The organism is Enterobacter cloacae complex sp.6700776, from assembly GCF_048284255.1.
Classification (GTDB): Bacteria; Pseudomonadota; Gammaproteobacteria; order Enterobacterales; family Enterobacteriaceae; genus Enterobacter; species Enterobacter intestinihominis.
Window position 1 is genome coordinate 137176 of record NZ_JBLVYK010000003.1, and the last position, 17364, is coordinate 154539.

Below are 17364 nucleotides of genomic sequence, written 5' to 3' on the forward strand. Positions count from 1 at the left end.
CCTATTCATACCAATTATGAATTGACTGCTACACTTACTGACGACAGACATACGCAGGAGAGGCGAATGAAAATATTATTGTGGGCTATTTTGATTATATTTCTGATAGGGCTGCTGGTGGTAACCGGTGTATTCAAAATGATTTTCTGATACGTTTGCCCGGCTCCGCGCCGGGCAAACGTATTCACACTTCACTCAGTGCTTCGACTGGATCACACGGGCAATATCCGCCGACGTCTGTAGCGTACGGATCTCCTGAAATAATCCCAGCGCGTCGTCGTACTCTTTCCGTAAATAACTCAGCCACTGCTTAATGCGCGCGACGTGATACAACCCGGTATCGCCCTGCTTTTCCAGCCGCGTGTATTTTTGCAGGAGTTTCACCACGTCCGCCCACGGCATCCGCGGCTCATTGTATTTCACCACCCGGCTGAGGTTCGGCACGTTCAGCGCACCGCGGCCAATCATCACGGCATTACAGCCGGTCTCTTTGAGGCAGGCCTGCGCGCTCTCATAATCCCAGATTTCGCCGTTAGCAATCACCGGAATAGTAAGCCGTCTGCGGATCTCGCCAATCGCCTGCCAGTTAATGCGCTCGGCTTTATAACCATCCTCTTTGGTTCGCCCGTGCACCACCAGCTCGGTGGCGCCTGCCTGCTGCACCGCGTCGGCAATTTCAAACTGCCTGTCGCCGCTGTCCCATCCCAGACGCACTTTGACCGTCACCGGTAGATGCGATGGCACCGCCTCACGCATGGCCTTTGCGCCGCGATAAATCAATTCCGGATCTTTGAGTAACGTCGCCCCGCCGCCGCTGCCGTTGACCAGCTTTGACGGACAGCCGCAGTTAAGATCGACACCGTACGAGCCAAGCGCTACCGCGCGGGCGGCGTTTTCCGCCAGCCACTCAGGATACTGGCCGAGCAGCTGGACGCGCACCAGCGTACCGGAGGGGGTGCGGCTCTGACGATGCAGTTCCGGACAGAGACGATAAAATGATTTTTCTGGCAGCAACATATCGACCACGCGCAAAAACTCCGTCACGCAGAGATCGTAATCGTTCACCTCGGTAAGCAGCTCGCGCACGAGAGAGTCGAGCACGCCTTCCATCGGGGCCAGTAAAACACGCATTCTGAGTACCTGTGAAAAAAGACGCGCTATAGTAGCTGCTCTCTATGTATGTTGAAAGCCCGGCGTTCCATTCTGGAATGTCTGGTATGCCCAAAATTCATGATGTGATCCGTGGCACATTTTCAGGTTTAATTGTATGATGAATACGTCTCAGCAAGGACTTTCACCATGAGCAAATCACTGAATACTATCTGGCAATACCTTCGCGCCTTCGTCCTGATTTATGCCTGCCTGTACGCCGGCATTTTTATCGCGTCGCTGCTGCCTATTACCATCCCCGGCAGCATTATCGGCATGTTGATCCTGTTTGTGCTGCTGGCATTACAGGTGCTGCCCGCGAAATGGGTCAACCCGGGGTGCTTCGTTCTCATTCGCTATATGGCCCTGCTTTTTGTGCCTATCGGCGTTGGGGTTATGCAGTATTACGATGTGCTTAAGGCGCAGTTCGGCCCGATAGTGGTCTCCTGCGCCATCAGTACGCTGGTGGTTTTCCTGGTCGTCAGCTGGAGCTCACATATTGTGCATGGCGAACGTAAAGTGGTCGGGGAGAAAACAAAAAAATGATGGCGAATATTTGGTGGTCCCTGCCGTTAACCCTGGTGGTGTTCTTTGCTGCGCGTAAGCTTGCGGTTCGTTTCAAAATGCCGTTGCTCAACCCGCTGCTGGTCGCCATGGTGGTGATTATTCCTTTTCTGCTGCTCACCGGCATTTCTTATGAACGTTACTTCGCCGGGAGCAAGATCCTCAACGATTTGTTGCAGCCTGCCGTGGTGGCGCTGGCGTTTCCTTTATATGAGCAACTGCATCAGATCCGCGCGCGCTGGAAATCCATCATAACCATCTGCTTTGTGGGTAGCCTTGTTGCGATGATCACCGGTACCTCGGTGGCCTTATTGATGGGCGCATCGCCGCAGATCGCCGCCTCTATCCTGCCTAAATCCGTTACTACGCCGATTGCCATGGCCGTGGGCGGCAGTATCGGCGGCATTCCGGCCATCAGCGCCGTGTGCGTGATTTTCGTCGGTATCCTGGGCGCGGTGTTTGGTCATACGCTGCTGAATATCATGAAAATTCGGACCAAAGCGGCGCGCGGTCTGGCGATGGGTACCGCCTCGCACGCGCTGGGCACCGCACGCTGCGCGGAGCTGGATTATCAGGAAGGGGCATTCAGCTCCCTGGCGCTGGTGATCTGCGGGATTATAACCTCCCTGCTCGCGCCGTTTATCTTCCCGATCATTCTGGCAGTAATGGGCTAAAATTTGCGATGCGTCGCGCAAATTTCATTTTCATTTCATAAGTTGCATACATAATGAGATTTGGATCACATATAAAGGCCGTACGGCTCCGTACACTACCGATCCATTAACCTTGATGAGGCAACGTCATGCATCCACGTTTTCAAGCTGCTTTCTCTCAGCTTGCAGAGAATTTGCAATCAGCCCTGGCTCCGGTTCTGGCGGATGCGCATTTCCCCGCCCTGCTGACGGCAGATCAGGTCACGACGCTTAAACAGGCAACGGGGCTGGACGAAGACGCGCTGGCTTTCGCCCTGCTTCCGCTGGCGGCTGCTTGCGCCCGCGCTGACCTTTCCCATTTTAACGTAGGCGCAATTGCGCGCGGCGTGAGCGGGACCTGGTACTTCGGCGGGAACATGGAATTTCTCGGTGCGACCATGCAGCAAACCGTTCATGCGGAGCAGAGTGCCATCAGTCACGCCTGGCTGCGCGGCGAAAAGGCCCTGCGCGCCATCACCGTCAACTATACCCCTTGCGGCCACTGCCGCCAGTTTATGAATGAGCTGAACAGCGGTCTTGAACTGCGTATCAACCTGCCGGGACGCGCGCCGCATACGCTGGGTGATTACCTGCCGGATGCTTTTGGCCCTAAAGATCTTGAGATCAAAACCCTGCTGATGGACGAGCAGGACCACGGTTACGCGCTATCAGGGGATGCGCTCAGCGAAGCGGCCATTGCCGCCGCCAATAAAAGCCACACGCCATACAGCAAATCACCAAGCGGCGTCGCCCTTCAGTGCCGCGACGGCCGCATCTTCACCGGCAGCTATGCAGAGAACGCCGCGTTTAACCCGACGCTGCCTCCGCTCCAGGGCGCCCTGAACCTGCTCAGCCTGAACGGGTATGACTACCCGGATATTCAGCGCGCGATCCTCGCTGAAAAGGCCGATGCACCGCTGATCCAGTGGGACGCGACCGCAGCCACGCTGAAAGCGCTGGGCTGTTCAACCATCGACCGCGTGCTGCTGGCATAATCTGTTCGGCGGGCAGATCTGCCCGCCAGTCTGACGAAAAACCCCTCAGTTGAATCGCTGTTTCTTGCGCTAACCAGGCGGGTACAGTAGCCTGAGGGAAATTTCATCATCGGTACGAGCCATCTGCATGTTAAAGCGCGTGTTTTACAGCCTGTCTGTCCTGGTCGGCATACTGCTGTTGATCGTGCTGGGTCTCGACCGCTGGATGAGCTGGAAAACAGCTCCCTACATTTTTGATGACCTACAGGACCTCCCCTACCGCCAGGTTGGCGTGGTGCTTGGCACCGCCAAGTATTACCGCACCGGCGTCATCAATCAGTATTACCGATATCGTATTCAGGGCGCGCTGAACGCCTATAACAGCGGCAAGGTGAACTATCTGCTGCTGAGCGGCGATAACGCCCTGCAAAGCTATAACGAGCCGGTGACGATGCGCAAAGATCTGATTGCCGCAGGCGTCGACCCGGCCGATATCGTGCTCGACTACGCCGGATTCCGCACCCTTGATTCCATCGTGCGCACCCGCAAGGTGTTCGACACCAATGATTTCATCATCATCACCCAGCGTTTCCACTGCGAGCGGGCGCTGTTTATCGCCCTGCATATGGGGATCCAGGCCCAGTGCTACGCCGTGCCGTCGCCAAAAGATATGCTGAGCGTACGCGTACGTGAGTTTGGCGCCCGTTTTGGCGCGCTGGCTGACCTGTACCTGTTCAAGCGTGAACCGCGCTTTTTAGGCCCGCTGGTGCCGATCCCAACGATGCACGAAGTGCCTGAAAATGCGCAAGGCTATCCGGCGGTTACGCCAGAGCAGCTGCTGGAAATGCAGAAGAAGTAATAACTGATGTCGGGTGGCGGCTTCGCCTTACCCGACCTACGATCGCGATTTTGTAGGCCCGGTAAGCGTCGCGCCACCGGGCAAAAAAAGGCCCGCTACGTGAGCGGGCCTTTCCATTCTGAAGAACTTATTTCTTACGCGCGTACTTCAGTGAATCCAGGGCAACCGCGAAGATAATGATCGCGCCCTTGATGATGTACTGCCAGTACGGGTTCACGCCGATGTAGGTCAGGCCGTAGTTGATCACGGTGAAGATGATTACACCGGTCACCACGCCCAGCACGGTACCCACGCCGCCGCTGAAGGAGACGCCGCCGACCACGCAGGCCGCAATCGCATCCAGCTCGTACATAAAACCGAGGTTGTTGGTGGCAGAGCCGATACGGCCTGCTTCCAGCATCCCGCCGAAGGCGTAGAACACACCGGACAGGGCATAAATCATCAGCAGGTTCAGAGCCACGTTGACGCCGGAGACTTTCGCCGCTTCCGGGTTACCACCGATAGCAAAGATGTTTTTACCGAAGCGGGTTTTGTTCCACAGGATCCAGACGAACGCCACCGCAATCAGCGCATAGAAGGTGATATAGGAGAGACGGAAGCTGCCCAGCGCAACAAACCCCTGCGTGAAGGTCGAGAAGCCGCTTTCGAAGCCAGAGATTGGAGACGCGCCGACGAAATCGTAGTACAGGGAGTTGATACCATAAACGATGATCATCGTGCCAAGCGTGGTGATGAATGGCGTCACGTTCAGGTAAGCAATGATGATGCCGTTAATCAGGCCAATTACCGCGCCGATGGCGCATACGATCAGGATCACCACGAAAATCGGCATGGTCGCCATCTCCGGGAACACCTTGTTGGCGTTTTCCATCGACTGCAACAGGGTTGCCGCAATAACCGCCGCCAGACCCACCTGGCGCCCTGCCGAAAGGTCTGTCCCCTGGGTAACGATGAGCCCAGCCACGCCCAACGCGATGATAATACGTACGGAAGACTGGGTCAGAATATTACTTAAGTTCAGCAGACTTAAGAACGTTGGGTCCTGGAAAATAATTATCGCCAGCAAGACTAAAAGAACAACGTAAATACCGCCTTCTTTCAGATAAGTGAGAAAACTTTTTTTATTTAACGCACTCATGAGGAGCCCCTGATCTTAAAGGTGCAAAGACGCAAGACGCAAAATTTCGTTTTGCGTTGTCGTTTTGGTTTCAACAATACCGGCAACGAGACCATTGCTCATAACCAGAATACGGTCTGTGATCCCTAACAATTCCGGCATTTCGGAAGAAATAATAATGATCCCTTTATCTTTTTTCGCCAGCTCTGCGATCAGCTGGTAAATCTCGAATTTTGCACCCACGTCGATACCGCGCGTAGGTTCATCCAGCATCAGTATTTCAGGCTGGGTTAACAGCCAGCGACCAATAATGACTTTCTGCTGGTTCCCTCCCGAGAGTGAGCCAATTTGCGTGCGGTGGCCCGGCGTTTTCACGCGCATGGAGTCAATCACCCATTGGGTATCGCTCTTCATGCGGGAATTATCCAGCAACCCGACCTTGTTTTTGTAATTGCGAATATTAGAAATTAACGAGTTAAAGTTAATATCAAGATAAGCGTAAATACCGGTGGAACGCCGCTCTTCCGTCACCAGCGCAAAACCATTATTAATGGCTTCGTTGGCATTATGGTTGTTGATTTTCTTACCGTGCAGGGTAATGGTGCCTTCGGCTTTCTCACGGATACCAAACAGGGTTTCCACGATATCGGTGCGCTTAGCGCCCACCAGCCCTGCGATACCAAGGATCTCGCCCTTGTGCAAATCGAAAGAGACATCGCGGATGGACGGCTGACGCAGTGAGGTCAGGTTACGCACCTCCAGAATCACTTCGCCCGGCTTGTTTTCTTTATCCGGGAAGCGCTGGTTCAATGAACGGCCAACCATCATGGCGATGATCTTGTCCATGTCCAGCCCTTCCAGCGGCTGGGTGGCAATCCACTGGCCATCGCGCAGGATGGTAATTTCATCGCACAGCTGGAAGATCTCTTCCATTTTATGTGAGATATAGACAATGCCGCAGCCGCGATCTTTCAGCTTACGGATGATGGTAAAAAGGTGGTTAACCTCTTTTTCCGTCAATGACGATGTCGGTTCATCCATGATCACGATTTTCGCATCATAGGAGAACGCTTTGGCAATTTCGATCATCTGCATCTGGGAAACGGATAATGTCCCGACGCGTGCGCGCGGGTCAATATCAATATCCAGCTCATCGAAAATGGCTTTGGTGTCGCGATACATTTTATCCTGATCGACAAAGACACCTTTGGTTGGATAGCGGCCCAACCACATATTATCCATAACTGAACGTTGCAGAACCAGGTTTAATTCTTGGTGTACCATCGAGATACCGTTCTCCAGCGCTTCTTTCGCTGAATGGAAGTCGATCTCTTTTCCCTGAAAAAGAATGCTGCCAGAATCTTTTTGATAGATCCCAAAAAGGCATTTTAATAATGTTGATTTACCCGCACCGTTTTCACCCATTAACGCATGAATAGAGTGAGGACGAACTTTTAAATTAACATTATCGAGCGCCTTAACACCGGGGAATGACTTGTTAACACCGGTCATTTCCAACAAGTATTCACCGGACGACTGAGTAGTTGTGCTGACCATAATTATACCTTGTTGGCCTCGCATATCGCGTTATAAAAGGGCGCAACGAATTGCGCCCAGTGAAGACAATTCAGATAACTTATTTACCGATAAACTCAGCCAGGTTGGACTGGTCTACGCCCACGTAAGGAACGCGAACGATTTTGTTTTCAATTTTCCAGCTGGTGCCGTCAGCAGCGCCTTTACCATCAGCGAGGTTTTTCGCCAGATCGAAGGTGGCTTTCGCCTGGTTGTTAGCATCGTTCAGCACGGTACCGGCCATTGCGCCAGATTTCACCAGCGCCAGCGCTTCTGGAAGGGCATCCACACCGAATACAGGAATGGCGGATTTGTTGTGTGCTTTCAGCGCTTCAACTGCACCCATTGCCATTGCATCGTTGTTGGCGATGACCACTTCAATTTTGTTGGCGTTCGGGCCAGAGAGCCACGCATCCATCTTATCTTTCGCCTGAGCGGTGTCCCACATTGCGGTGTCTAACGCCAGCTGCTGGGTTTTCAGGCCCTTGTCGTTCAGCTCTTTAATAACGTAGGTGGTACGTGCTTCAGCATCCGGATGGCCCGGTTCGCCTTTCAGCAGAACGAACTGAATCTGACCATCTTTGTTCATATCCCAGTTTGGGTTCGCCGCCCAGTGTTTCGCAATCAGATCGCCCTGGATAATCCCGGACTCTTTGGAGTCAGTACCCACGTAATACGCTTTATCGTAGCTGTCCAGCGCTTTACGGGAAGGCTCTTTGTTGAAGAAGACAATCGGCACGTTCTGGCCGCGTGCTTTCTCGATCACCGTACCTGCCGCAGCCGGGTCAACCAGGTTAATAGCCAGCGCTTTCACGCCTTTTGCCAGAAGAACGTCAATCTGATCGTTCTGTTTAGACTGGTCATTCTGGGAGTCATTCATCAGCAGCTGCACGTCTGGCGCTGATTTAGCATCTTTTTCAATTGCTTTACGCACAACGGACATGAAGTTGTCGTCGTATTTATAGATAGTCACGCCAATACGGGTATCCGCTGCGTGTGCTGCTGCGCCAAAAAGCATGCTTGCCATGACAGCAGACAGAGTCAACACCTTCTTATTCATGGTATCTCCGGTTTTTTTTATGCAGGGTAGTTCTTGTGAAAAACGGTCGGCGGGCAGATGTTAATAAAACGTTACTGATCGCCGAAGTTCACTTATAAAATGTCCAGCTTCCGTGTTCGGTAACGCTCCAGAAATGCGTTTTATTCGTTGTTTGAGGCATTCTGGTAACGGTAAAAGTGAATAATCACCGTTACATTGTGTTTCAGCCCCTAAAACGCTGACATCATAGACAGCGGCTTGTTAAGATACTGTGAATTTACTCACAGATTGAAAACGGTTACATCACGTGATGTTATCAGTTAGTGATCGGAGCCACAGTTTGTCGGATAGCGACCGAATGGCGGCGTACTAAAGTCGGCATAAAACAATGCGTTGCGTCAGGATCTAACAGTCCTGCCGCCCCCTGTAACGCCAGCTCTGTCGCCAGTTTCGCCATCGACGCAATAGGGTAACGCACCGTTGTCAGCTGCGGATCGGTGTAACGGGCAATCGGGATATCATCAAAACCGATCAGCGATAAATGCTGCGGCACCGCAATGCCATTATCTTTCAGCGCGGTAAGCGCACCTGCCGCCATGCTGTCGTTATAGGCAAACACGGCCGTCAGCTGAAGATTACGCCCCAGCAGTTCCACCATTGCCGCTTCACCGCCCTGCATGTCCGGCGAACTGGTACCTACCCAGCTCTCCAGCGGCGCAATGCCATGTTCTTTCAGGGCGTTTTGCCAGCCCTCACGGCGCATCATGTCGTCTTCAATACCGTGGCTGGAAGCCAGATAACCAATGCGCTGATGGCCGTTGCTGATGAGCATCCGCGTCGCCATCATCGCGCCGCTGATGTTATCCAGACCGACACAGCGGTGCGCATAACCGGGGACGATACGGTTGATCAGCACCATACCGGGGATCTGCTCCATAAACCCGGCCAGCTCTTCATCGCTCAGGGCTTTTGAGTGCACAATCAGGGCGTTACAGCGCTGGCGGATCAGTACCTCAATGGCATAACGCTCTTTTTCAGCCTCGTGATAGCTGTTGCCAATCAGCACATATTTCTGGTGCTGCTGGGCAACGACATCCACCGCTTTGACCAGCGCGCCGAAGAAGGCGTCCGACACGTCCATCACCACGACGCCAATGGTATCGCTGACCTGCGTCGCCAGCGCCTGAGCATTGGCGTTTGGCCGGTACCCCAGCTGGGTCACGGCTTTCATTACGGTTTCACGCGTTTCAGGGCTGACCAGCGCACTGTTGTTCAGCACGCGGGAGACAGTAGCAACAGAAACACCCGCCTGGCGGGCGACGTCACGAATGGTGATCATATTCACCACCCTTAAAAGGATTGCAGCAACTCACAGACACCCCCTGTGTTTAGCAAGGTGGCTATTCTGGCAGCGAGAGAGAAGAGACTACGTGAAGAAGCTCACACAGATGAAAACGCTTACATCCATTTTGTTAATGATTGTGATCCAGATCGTTATCTGGATGTATTACGCAATGACACGCCCGACGCAAGGGCGGTTAACCGTCGCCATACCCACTCCAGCGGGCCCTGGCGGAAAAAACGCAGCCAGATAACTGAAAACACCACGTTAACAATCCAGACCGGAATAACAAACGTCAGCAGCGTCAGGCGGTCGAATTTCATAAACAGGCCGAATCGGTAGAAAAGCGTGGTGCATATCAGCGTTTGCAGGATGTAATTGCTTAACGCCATCCGTCCAACGCAGGCCACCGCACTGACGATCCACAGGCGAGAAAGCCGGGGCCAGAAGCCATAGATCAGCGCCGCATAGCCAATGGTCTGGAACGGCGCGCTCAGTTCGCGCGGCACCTGCAACAGGAAGGCGCACCAGCGATAATCCCACTGAAGATGCCACTGTACGATCACCGCCGGAAGGTTAATCATCACGCCGAGCAGTACCAGGCCAGCGCCTGTGAGACGATAGTGTCGCAGGCTAAATTCTCCTTTCAGCCAGCCAGTGCGCATCAGGGCTGCGCCCATCAGCATCATCCCCGCCAGCTGCCAGCCGTATTGCGCCCCCAGCGCCAGCAGGTTATCGCCGAGCATATCGGCCCGGTTGCCGATCGCTTCTATGCCGCCTTTCAGCTTCCAGAACTGCTCATATTGCAGATTGGCCGCATCCGGGATCCACGAACGACTGGTGGAAGCATCAGCGATCATGCCAAGCAGCAATAACACGGTCAGTCCCATGACATAGAGCATCACGCCAGTGTTAAAGAGGCTTTTTACACCGGGCGCGTCGCGGATCAGCCGCCAGCAAATCAGGCCCACCAGACCATACGCGAGCAGAATATCGCCGTCCCAGAAAAGCAGCCCGTGAATAAAACCGAGGATAACCAGCAGCGTTAAACGCGACTGGATCCAGCGCGTACCGCGTTTGAGGAGAAGCTGAAGTCCCGCGCCAAACAGAAGCGCAAAGAGGGTCAGAAATTTAACCTGTGCGAAGAGATCAAGGATTGCCCACGTCCAGGCGTCGCTGCGCGTGATGTCGCCATACCATGCAGGGTTCAGATAGGCGGCCTTCGGCAGACCGAAGGCGCTGATATTCAGCAGCAGGATACCGAGAATGGCGACGCCGCGAACAAAATCGAGCGTGACGTTTCGCTCCATGGTCCCTGCCCTGTCTGATTAGTTGTGGTGGCGCACGGCGCGCAGAAACTCCTGGCGGGTGTTCTGGCTCGATTTGAACAGGCCGCCCAGCGAGGTGGTGGTAGTCGCGCTGGTTGCATCACGCACGCCACGCGCTTTCACGCAGTAGTGAACCGCGTCGATAGACACCGCCACGTTGTTAGTCCCCAACAGGGTTTGCAGTGCGGTCAGGATCTGCTGCGTCAGACGCTCCTGCACCTGAGGACGCTGGGCAAAGAACTGCACGATGCGGTTGATCTTGGACAGGCCAATGACCGTATCTTTTGGAATATAGGCCACCGTCGCTTTACCATCGATGGTCACAAAGTGATGCTCGCAGGTGCTGGTCAGCGTGATATCGCGTACCGTCACCATCTCATCGACCTTCATCTTGTTTTCAATGACGGTGATTTTCGGGAAGTTCGCGTAATCCAGGCCGGAGAAAATTTCGTCGACGTACATTTTCGCAATGCGGTGTGGCGTCTCCATCAGGCTGTCGTCGCTCAGATCGAGATTCAGCAGTTGCATGATCTCCGTCATATGGCCGGCGATCAGACTCTTGCGGGTAACATTGTCCAGCTCCTGCACGGGCGGGCGCAGTGGCGTTTCAAGACCGCGCGCAACCAGCGCTTCATGGACAAGGGCTGCTTCTTTACTGAGTGATGACATTCTTTTCTCCTGCAGGTGTGGCGTCTTTTGCCCTCGTTGTGGCAAAAGTGTGCGCTCATTGTGCGTGAGGCGACGCACATAATCCAGTATTCACGTCGATAATTATTGCAATTGCTGTTGCCTTTCAGCCTGACGGTTCCAGACTAACGCTCCGCCAGCGAACAGCGCGATCCCCGCCAGCCCCAGCGCAGGTTCCAGCCGGTGCGTGAGCCAGGTCGAGAGTGCCGACGTGACCGGACCAATCAGCTGACCAATGGCATACCCGGTGGTGAGCAGTCCCGCCATATAACGCGTATGATCTGGCGCCAGCTCGCGACCGTACAGCAGAGAGAGCTGCACGGCGCAGAGGAACCCGCCGCCCACCAGCAGCCCACCCGTTAGCAAGCCGCCAATGCCCGGCAGCAGCCAGGCCGCCAGCACGCCAATCCCCTGTAACCAGAGAACAATCGCCAGCCTGCGGTTAGCGCTTGATGTATGCCGCAGGGCAATACTGAGCGCAATCCCCACCACCGAGGCGGCGCCAAATATTGGCCAGACAAACTGGGCAAACAGGCTGCCCGGGAAACGCACCGCCGCCATTTGCGACAGGAAGGTCGCAGGGAGGATATAGCCGAACCCTGCCAGGCTGTAGCTCCAGACCAGACGCCTGAGATCCGCGGTCAACAACAGCGGCTCAGGCGCGGTACCGGGGCGATGAAGCTGGCCCGCGCGCGGCAGGTAGCGCGCCACCAGCGCAATCAGCACCAACGCCAGTACGCCGTAGATTTGCCATGCCGCCCCGGCGGACAAGGATTTCGCCTGAATATAGACCGCCAGCAGGCCACTCAGGGCGATGCCGGCCCCGGGTCCGGCAAAGACGGCTGCACTAAGCCCCGGCTTGCCCAGCTGCCCCAGCCGCTCGTTGGTCCAGGCGGCAATCAGCACCATCGACCAGCCGCTCATGCAGCCGATCACAAAGCGCAGCAGACCGTGAACGACAGCATTATCTGCCGCCGCAGAGAGCAACGTCAGCGCCACCGCGCCAGTGATGCCAAGCCAGAGACGCGTTTCAACGAAGCGATGAGCGCGCATAGCATCCCATGCCCCCACCAGATAGCCCAGGTAGTTCATTGCCGCCACCAGCCCCGCGCTGGTAAGCGTGAGTTGCCCGGCGGCAATCATCAGCGGCACCTGAGGCGTGAAGGCGAAGCGCCCTATCCCCATCGCCACGACCAGAACCACAAATCCGCTGAGCGCGATACGCAGCGCCATGATCGCTCCAATTGTTAAAGAAAAGTAAATTTATGATGCAACATCTCGCCGTCCTGCGAAAGTGAAAGTTGCTCACAGGTCAATGAAAACTCTGTATTATGCGTTTTATGAATAGTCTTTCGGATAAGGAGCCCTGCATGGAACTGCTCGAAGAGCATCGTTGTTTTGAAGGTCGACAGCAGCGCTGGCGGCACGACTCCACCACGCTGAACTGTGCTATGACGTTCAGCATTTTCCTGCCCCCTGCGGACAATCCACCGGTGTTGTACTGGCTTTCAGGCCTGACCTGCAACGACGAAAATTTCACCACCAAAGCGGGCGCCCAGCGTATTGCCGCCGAACTGGGCATTGCGCTGGTGATGCCAGATACCAGCCCGCGTGGCGATGACGTGGCCGACGATGCCGGATACGATTTGGGTAAAGGCGCCGGGTTCTATCTCAACGCCACGGAACAACCCTGGGCGAGCCATTACCGCATGTATGACTACATTCGCGATGAACTGCCTGCCCTGGTGCACTCTCAGTTCGCGGTCAGCGAGCGCTGCGCGATAAGCGGACATTCGATGGGTGGCCACGGGGCGCTGATAATGGCGCTGAAAAATCCGGGGAAATACACCAGCGTGTCCGCATTTGCGCCGATTGTGAACCCAACGCAGGTGCCGTGGGGGCAAAAAGCCTTCACGCACTATCTGGGTGAGGATGCAGAGAAATGGCAGGAATGGGACAGCTGTGCGCTGTTGCTGGCAAGCCAGCCAGAAGACGCTATCCCGATGCTGGTGGATCAGGGTGATGCCGATCAGTTCCTCGCCGGGCAGTTACAGCCTGCGGTGCTGGCGGAAGCCGCGCGCCAGAAGGACTGGCCGCTGACGCTGCGCATACAGCCGGGATACGATCACAGCTATTACTTTATGGCGTCCTTTATTGAAGATCATCTTCGCTTCCATGCGACACATTTGTTCGCGTAAATACAGCTGTTTGCCCGATAGCCTCTCGCCTGTCGGGCCTTTCCCCTCATTTACATAATCCTATCCGCTTGAATCCAGCCTGTTTTCCGTCGCCCTCACTCAAACACAAATGATTTCAATTATCATTTGTGTTTACAATTCTACATTCTTTTGTACAATTCCAGGCTCTTCTCCATCTCAAAGAGTTCTTACAAGACAAAAACATACAGTTCTCAGGGTTATCCCGATGGAGTTTTTTTCATTTTTATACGGAATGTACAAATGACAATACCACGCATTAAGCTCCTGGCCGTCGCCATTGGCGCTGCCACATGTTCCCCCTTCGTTCACGCAGCCGATCAGGATACCGTTGTCGTTACCGCGACGGGTTTTGAACAAAAGATCCAGAATGCCCCCGCCTCCATCTCTGTGATTTCAAAACAGCAGATTGAAGATAAAGCCTACCGTGATGTTACCGATGCCCTGAGAGATGTCCCGGGCGTCGTCGTCACCGGCGGTGGAAGTAGCAGTGATATCAGTATTCGCGGCATGGCCTCTCAGTACACCCTGTTCCTGGTGAACGGCAAACGCGTCAGTACGCGAAGCACCCGCCCAAACAGCGACAACTCGGGTATTGAACAAGGCTGGCTGCCGCCGCTGGAGTCCATTGAGCGCATCGAGGTCATCCGCGGCCCGATGTCCTCGCTTTACGGCTCCGATGCTATGGGTGGCGTCATTAACGTCATTACCAAAAAAGTCTCGAACACCAAAGCCTGGACCGGTTCGTTGCATGGCGACGCCACCTTCCAGGAAAATCATGACTCCGGCGATATCTTCCAGACCAACGCCTACGCCTCTGGTCCCCTGATTGACGGGCTGCTGGGTGCAAAAGTGACGGGGCTGTTGTCACGCCGCGCAGAAGATAAAATCGTGAACGGCTATAACGAGCAGAAAATGCGTAACGGTGGCATTACGCTGAACTTCACGCCGGACGAGAAGAATGACTTCGACCTCGACTTTGCTCGCGAGCTTCAGGACAGAAACAGCACCCCGGGGATGTCGAAAGCGGCTGAAACCTGCCGGGGAACAACCTGTACGCCAAATACCAAAAGCGACTCGCGCTATGAGCACACGACCTACTCGTTAACCCACAGTGGTTATTACGACGACTTCAATACCACCAGCTATATCCAGCAGGAAGAGACCAATAATCCAGGTCGCAAAATGCGTTCCTACAACACCACCTTTAACAACCAGAACCAGATCTTCCTCGGCGATCATACGTTGACCCTCGGCGGACAGTACCGCTATGAGAAACTGCGCGACAACGGTAATCAGCTGGAAGCTGCTGACGGCCTGAACAAACTGACGCGCTGGAGCTGGGCCCTGTTTGCCGAAGATGAATGGTCAATGACGGAAAGCTTTACGTTGACCGGCGGCCTGCGTATGGATAAAGACCAAAACTACGGGACGAACTGGACGCCGCGCGGTTACGGCGTATGGCACCTGGCCGATCAGTGGACGTTGAAAGGCGGGGTTTCTGCTGGCTATCGTGCGCCGGATCTGCGTCAGTCGTCTGCCAGCTGGGGCCAGGTGACAGGTGGCGGCCGTCTTGACGGTATCATCGTCGGCAACCCGGATCTGAAACCCGAGAAGAGCCTGAGCGAAGAGCTCGCCCTGCTCTGGGATAACAACGATAACCTTAATGCCGGTGTGACGCTGTTTAATACCGACTTCAAGGATAAAATTACGGAAGTTCGCCGCTGTAACAGCAGCGCCGATCCCGCCTGTACGATTGGCGATCATAGCTATGATTTCGTCAGCGATCGCGTCAACGTGGACAAAGCCAATATGCGCGGTGTGGAGTCCTCCTTCGGCTGGAAAATCACGCGCGATGTGAACTGGACTGCAAACTACACCTATACGGAATCCGAGCAGAAGAGCGGCCAGTTCTCCGGCAAGCCACTGAACAAAATGCCAAAACACATGTTCAACACCACCCTGGACTGGCAGGCGACGCCCGACGTCGGCTTCTGGAGCCGTCTGAACCTGCGCGGTAAAACGTCTGAGTATCTGAGCCGCACGTCAATGTCACAGGGTACACCGTCCTACACTCAGGTTGATGTCGGTATGCGCTACAACGCCAACAAAAACCTGCTGGTTACTGCCGGTGTGTATAACGTGCTCGATAAGCAGATTGACTACGATACGTATGACACCGTGCTGGATGGCCGTCGCTATACCGTTGGCATGACCTACAGCTTCTGATCTGCCCATAAAAAAGCCCGCTCGATTGAGCGGGCTAAAAGAGAGGAAGTGCGGTTATTGTTTAAATCGTTCCGGGAAATCCATTTCACTGTAGCGAACGAAGCGCGTTCCTTTCGTCAGTTTGTAGCCAAACCAGATGATCAGGAACAACGGAATGCCAATATAGGTGGCCGTGACGGCGCCCCAGTCAATGGTGTCCGCAAGGAAGGCCTCATAGTTCTGGCCCAGGGTAATGATCAGGCACAGAACGAAGGCGAAGATCGGCCCCAGCGGGAAGAACCCTGACCGGTACGGCAGGTTATTCAGATCATGACCCTGCTTGACGTACCCGCGACGGAAACGGTAGTGGCTGATGGCAATGCCCAGCCAGGCAATGAAGCCCGTCATACCAGAGGTGTTAAGCAGCCACAGGTAGACCGTCTGGTTGCCGAACATGGAGGTCAGGAAACAGAGACCCGCAATCACCGTGGTCGCATACAGCGCGTTGCGCGGCACGCCACCGCGAGACAGTTTCGAGAAAATACGCGGCGCTTTACCGTCGCAGGCCAGGGTGTAGAGCATGCGGGTAGAGGCGTACATCCCGGAGTTACCCGCAGACAGTACCGCCGTCAGGATCACCGCGTTCATCACCGCCGCCGCAGAGAGCAGACCCGCGTGCTGGAAGACCAGGGTGAACGGGCTGACGCTGATGTCTTTCACATCGTTACGCAGCAGGCTTGGGTCGGTATACGGAATGATCAGGCTGATAATCAGGATCGCGAACACATAGAACAGCAGGATACGCCAGAACACCTGACGCACCGCGCGCGGGATGGTCTTCTCCGGGTTTTCGGATTCACCGGCCGCAATGCCAATCAGTTCGGTGCCCTGGAAGGAGAAGCCGACAATCATCGCCACGCCAATCATCGCCGAGAAGCCTCCGGCAAACGGCGCATCGCCTATTGTCCAGTTACTCCAGCCCGCCGGTTCGGCCCCTTTGAAAATACCAACGATCATCGCCACACCGACGACGATAAAGATGATGACGGTTGCCACTTTAATCAAAGAGAACCAGTATTCCGCTTCGCCGAAACCGCGCACGGAGATGTAGTTCAGCAGGAAGATGACCGCCAGGAACAGGGCGCTCCAGATCCAGCCTGGCGTGTCCGGGAACCACCAGGTCATCACCAGCTGTGCCGCGACGAGGTCAACGGCGATGGTCACCGCCCAGTTGTACCAGTAGTTCCAGCCCAGCGCGAAGCCGAAGCCTTCCTCAACGTATTTTTGTCCGTAGGTCGAAAACGAACCAGACACCGGCATGTATGCCGCCAGTTCGCCCAGGCTGGTCATCAGGAAGTAGACCATCAGGCCAATCAGGATATAAGAGAATAATGCCCCACCCGGGCCGGCTGCCGAAATTGTTGCGCCAGAGGCAACGAAAAGACCCGTACCGATGGAGCCGCCAATGGCGATCATCGTCAGGTGACGCGCCTTAAGTGCGCGACGTAGCGCGGGCGCTTCTGTGGTTTTAGTTTCTGAAACCATGTGAAAATGCTGTCCATTCAATAAATGAGGCGCGATTGTAGCAGACGATCTGCGTTGCTTCCGGCAGAA

The 17364-nt window shown here is 54.8% G+C and carries 16 protein-coding genes; 7 read left to right on the forward strand and 9 right to left on the reverse strand.

Annotated elements, in window-relative coordinates:
* Positions 1-66: 66 nt before the first annotated feature.
* Positions 67-150 (forward strand): small membrane protein YohP, encoded by an 84-nt coding sequence (gene yohP / locus ACNQ0T_RS06780; RefSeq protein WP_000698460.1) that lies wholly within the window; start codon positions 67-69, stop codon positions 148-150.
* A gap of 45 nt (positions 151-195) precedes the next feature.
* Here the strand turns inward: yohP and dusC are convergent, their stop codons facing one another.
* Positions 196-1131 carry a tRNA dihydrouridine(16) synthase DusC gene (dusC, locus tag ACNQ0T_RS06785; protein ID WP_058646980.1) on the reverse strand — a complete coding sequence of 312 codons (936 nt, stop codon included), beginning with the start codon at positions 1129-1131 and terminating at the stop codon, positions 196-198.
* A 168-nt stretch (positions 1132-1299) separates the two neighbouring features.
* Here dusC and ACNQ0T_RS06790 point away from each other — a divergent pair, with 168 nt between their 5' ends.
* The 4 genes from ACNQ0T_RS06790 to sanA all read left to right on the forward strand — a co-directional run bounded on the left by ACNQ0T_RS06790 (position 1300) and on the right by sanA (position 4238).
* Positions 1300-1695, forward strand: coding sequence for a CidA/LrgA family protein (locus ACNQ0T_RS06790; protein WP_003859308.1), 396 nt, complete (start codon positions 1300-1302; stop codon positions 1693-1695).
* On the forward strand, positions 1692-2387 hold the full coding sequence (locus tag ACNQ0T_RS06795) for a CidB/LrgB family autolysis modulator (RefSeq protein WP_022648691.1): 696 nt from the start codon (positions 1692-1694) through the stop codon (positions 2385-2387). The genes ACNQ0T_RS06790 and ACNQ0T_RS06795 overlap by 4 nt, the downstream gene beginning before the upstream one ends.
* A gap of 128 nt (positions 2388-2515) precedes the next feature.
* Positions 2516-3400 (forward strand): cytidine deaminase, encoded by an 885-nt coding sequence (gene cdd / locus ACNQ0T_RS06800; protein ID WP_022648692.1) that lies wholly within the window; start codon positions 2516-2518, stop codon positions 3398-3400.
* A gap of 127 nt (positions 3401-3527) precedes the next feature.
* On the forward strand, positions 3528-4238 hold the full coding sequence (gene sanA / locus ACNQ0T_RS06805; RefSeq protein WP_022648693.1) for an outer membrane permeability protein SanA: 711 nt from the start codon (positions 3528-3530) through the stop codon (positions 4236-4238).
* A 127-nt stretch (positions 4239-4365) separates the two neighbouring features.
* On the opposite strand, the gene mglC is transcribed toward sanA, so the two are convergent.
* From mglC to ACNQ0T_RS06840, 7 genes are all read right to left on the reverse strand, one after another.
* On the reverse strand, positions 4366-5376 hold the full coding sequence (gene mglC / locus ACNQ0T_RS06810) for a galactose/methyl galactoside ABC transporter permease MglC (RefSeq protein ID WP_022648694.1): 1011 nt from the start codon (positions 5374-5376) through the stop codon (positions 4366-4368).
* Positions 5377-5391: 15 nt separating this feature from the next.
* Positions 5392-6912 carry a galactose/methyl galactoside ABC transporter ATP-binding protein MglA gene (mglA, locus tag ACNQ0T_RS06815; RefSeq protein WP_003859320.1) on the reverse strand — a complete coding sequence of 507 codons (1521 nt, stop codon included), beginning with the start codon at positions 6910-6912 and terminating at the stop codon, positions 5392-5394.
* Positions 6913-6991: 79 nt separating this feature from the next.
* A complete protein-coding gene (gene mglB, locus ACNQ0T_RS06820; protein WP_022648695.1) occupies positions 6992-7990 on the reverse strand; it encodes a galactose/glucose ABC transporter substrate-binding protein MglB in 999 nt (332 codons plus the stop codon).
* Between the two features lie 295 nt (positions 7991-8285).
* Positions 8286-9308, reverse strand: coding sequence for an HTH-type transcriptional regulator GalS (gene galS, locus ACNQ0T_RS06825; RefSeq protein WP_199008823.1), 1023 nt, complete (start codon positions 9306-9308; stop codon positions 8286-8288).
* Between the two features lie 155 nt (positions 9309-9463).
* Positions 9464-10621: a DUF418 domain-containing protein YeiB gene (gene yeiB, locus ACNQ0T_RS06830; RefSeq protein WP_193131844.1), complete on the reverse strand. Its 1158-nt coding sequence runs from the start codon at positions 10619-10621 to the stop codon at positions 9464-9466.
* Between the two features lie 18 nt (positions 10622-10639).
* Positions 10640-11308: a GTP cyclohydrolase I FolE gene (folE, locus tag ACNQ0T_RS06835; RefSeq protein ID WP_017383384.1), complete on the reverse strand. Its 669-nt coding sequence runs from the start codon at positions 11306-11308 to the stop codon at positions 10640-10642.
* 102 nt (positions 11309-11410) lie between these two features.
* Positions 11411-12559: a YbfB/YjiJ family MFS transporter gene (locus tag ACNQ0T_RS06840; protein ID WP_063841547.1), complete on the reverse strand. Its 1149-nt coding sequence runs from the start codon at positions 12557-12559 to the stop codon at positions 11411-11413.
* Positions 12560-12696: 137 nt separating this feature from the next.
* On the opposite strand from ACNQ0T_RS06840, the gene fghA reads away from it, so the two are divergent.
* Both fghA and ACNQ0T_RS06850 read left to right on the forward strand, forming a co-directional pair.
* Positions 12697-13524, forward strand: coding sequence for an S-formylglutathione hydrolase (fghA, locus tag ACNQ0T_RS06845; protein ID WP_038416422.1), 828 nt, complete (start codon positions 12697-12699; stop codon positions 13522-13524).
* Positions 13525-13785: 261 nt separating this feature from the next.
* Positions 13786-15771 carry a ligand-gated channel protein gene (locus ACNQ0T_RS06850; RefSeq protein WP_023306610.1) on the forward strand — a complete coding sequence of 662 codons (1986 nt, stop codon included), beginning with the start codon at positions 13786-13788 and terminating at the stop codon, positions 15769-15771.
* Positions 15772-15825: 54 nt separating this feature from the next.
* On the opposite strand, the gene ACNQ0T_RS06855 is transcribed toward ACNQ0T_RS06850, so the two are convergent.
* Positions 15826-17295 (reverse strand): amino acid permease, encoded by a 1470-nt coding sequence (locus ACNQ0T_RS06855; RefSeq protein WP_022648700.1) that lies wholly within the window; start codon positions 17293-17295, stop codon positions 15826-15828.
* Positions 17296-17364 lie beyond the last annotated feature (69 nt).

What these genes read in the sequence shown, in the direction of transcription:
- yohP (WP_000698460.1), top strand. Translation starts at nt 67, where the DNA reads ATGAAAATATTATTGTGGGCTATTTTGATTATATTTCTGATAGGGCTG.
- dusC (WP_058646980.1), bottom strand. Translation starts at nt 1,131, where the DNA reads ATGCGTGTTTTACTGGCCCCGATGGAAGGCGTGCTCGACTCTCTCGTG.
- ACNQ0T_RS06790 (WP_003859308.1), top strand. Translation starts at nt 1,300, where the DNA reads ATGAGCAAATCACTGAATACTATCTGGCAATACCTTCGCGCCTTCGTC.
- ACNQ0T_RS06795 (WP_022648691.1), top strand. Translation starts at nt 1,692, where the DNA reads ATGATGGCGAATATTTGGTGGTCCCTGCCGTTAACCCTGGTGGTGTTC.
- cdd (WP_022648692.1), top strand. Translation starts at nt 2,516, where the DNA reads ATGCATCCACGTTTTCAAGCTGCTTTCTCTCAGCTTGCAGAGAATTTG.
- sanA (WP_022648693.1), top strand. Translation starts at nt 3,528, where the DNA reads ATGTTAAAGCGCGTGTTTTACAGCCTGTCTGTCCTGGTCGGCATACTG.
- mglC (WP_022648694.1), bottom strand. Translation starts at nt 5,376, where the DNA reads ATGAGTGCGTTAAATAAAAAAAGTTTTCTCACTTATCTGAAAGAAGGC.
- mglA (WP_003859320.1), bottom strand. Translation starts at nt 6,912, where the DNA reads ATGGTCAGCACAACTACTCAGTCGTCCGGTGAATACTTGTTGGAAATG.
- mglB (WP_022648695.1), bottom strand. Translation starts at nt 7,990, where the DNA reads ATGAATAAGAAGGTGTTGACTCTGTCTGCTGTCATGGCAAGCATGCTT.
- galS (WP_199008823.1), bottom strand. Translation starts at nt 9,308, where the DNA reads ATGATCACCATTCGTGACGTCGCCCGCCAGGCGGGTGTTTCTGTTGCT.
- yeiB (WP_193131844.1), bottom strand. Translation starts at nt 10,621, where the DNA reads ATGGAGCGAAACGTCACGCTCGATTTTGTTCGCGGCGTCGCCATTCTC.
- folE (WP_017383384.1), bottom strand. Translation starts at nt 11,308, where the DNA reads ATGTCATCACTCAGTAAAGAAGCAGCCCTTGTCCATGAAGCGCTGGTT.
- ACNQ0T_RS06840 (WP_063841547.1), bottom strand. Translation starts at nt 12,559, where the DNA reads ATGGCGCTGCGTATCGCGCTCAGCGGATTTGTGGTTCTGGTCGTGGCG.
- fghA (WP_038416422.1), top strand. Translation starts at nt 12,697, where the DNA reads ATGGAACTGCTCGAAGAGCATCGTTGTTTTGAAGGTCGACAGCAGCGC.
- ACNQ0T_RS06850 (WP_023306610.1), top strand. Translation starts at nt 13,786, where the DNA reads ATGACAATACCACGCATTAAGCTCCTGGCCGTCGCCATTGGCGCTGCC.
- ACNQ0T_RS06855 (WP_022648700.1), bottom strand. Translation starts at nt 17,295, where the DNA reads ATGGTTTCAGAAACTAAAACCACAGAAGCGCCCGCGCTACGTCGCGCA.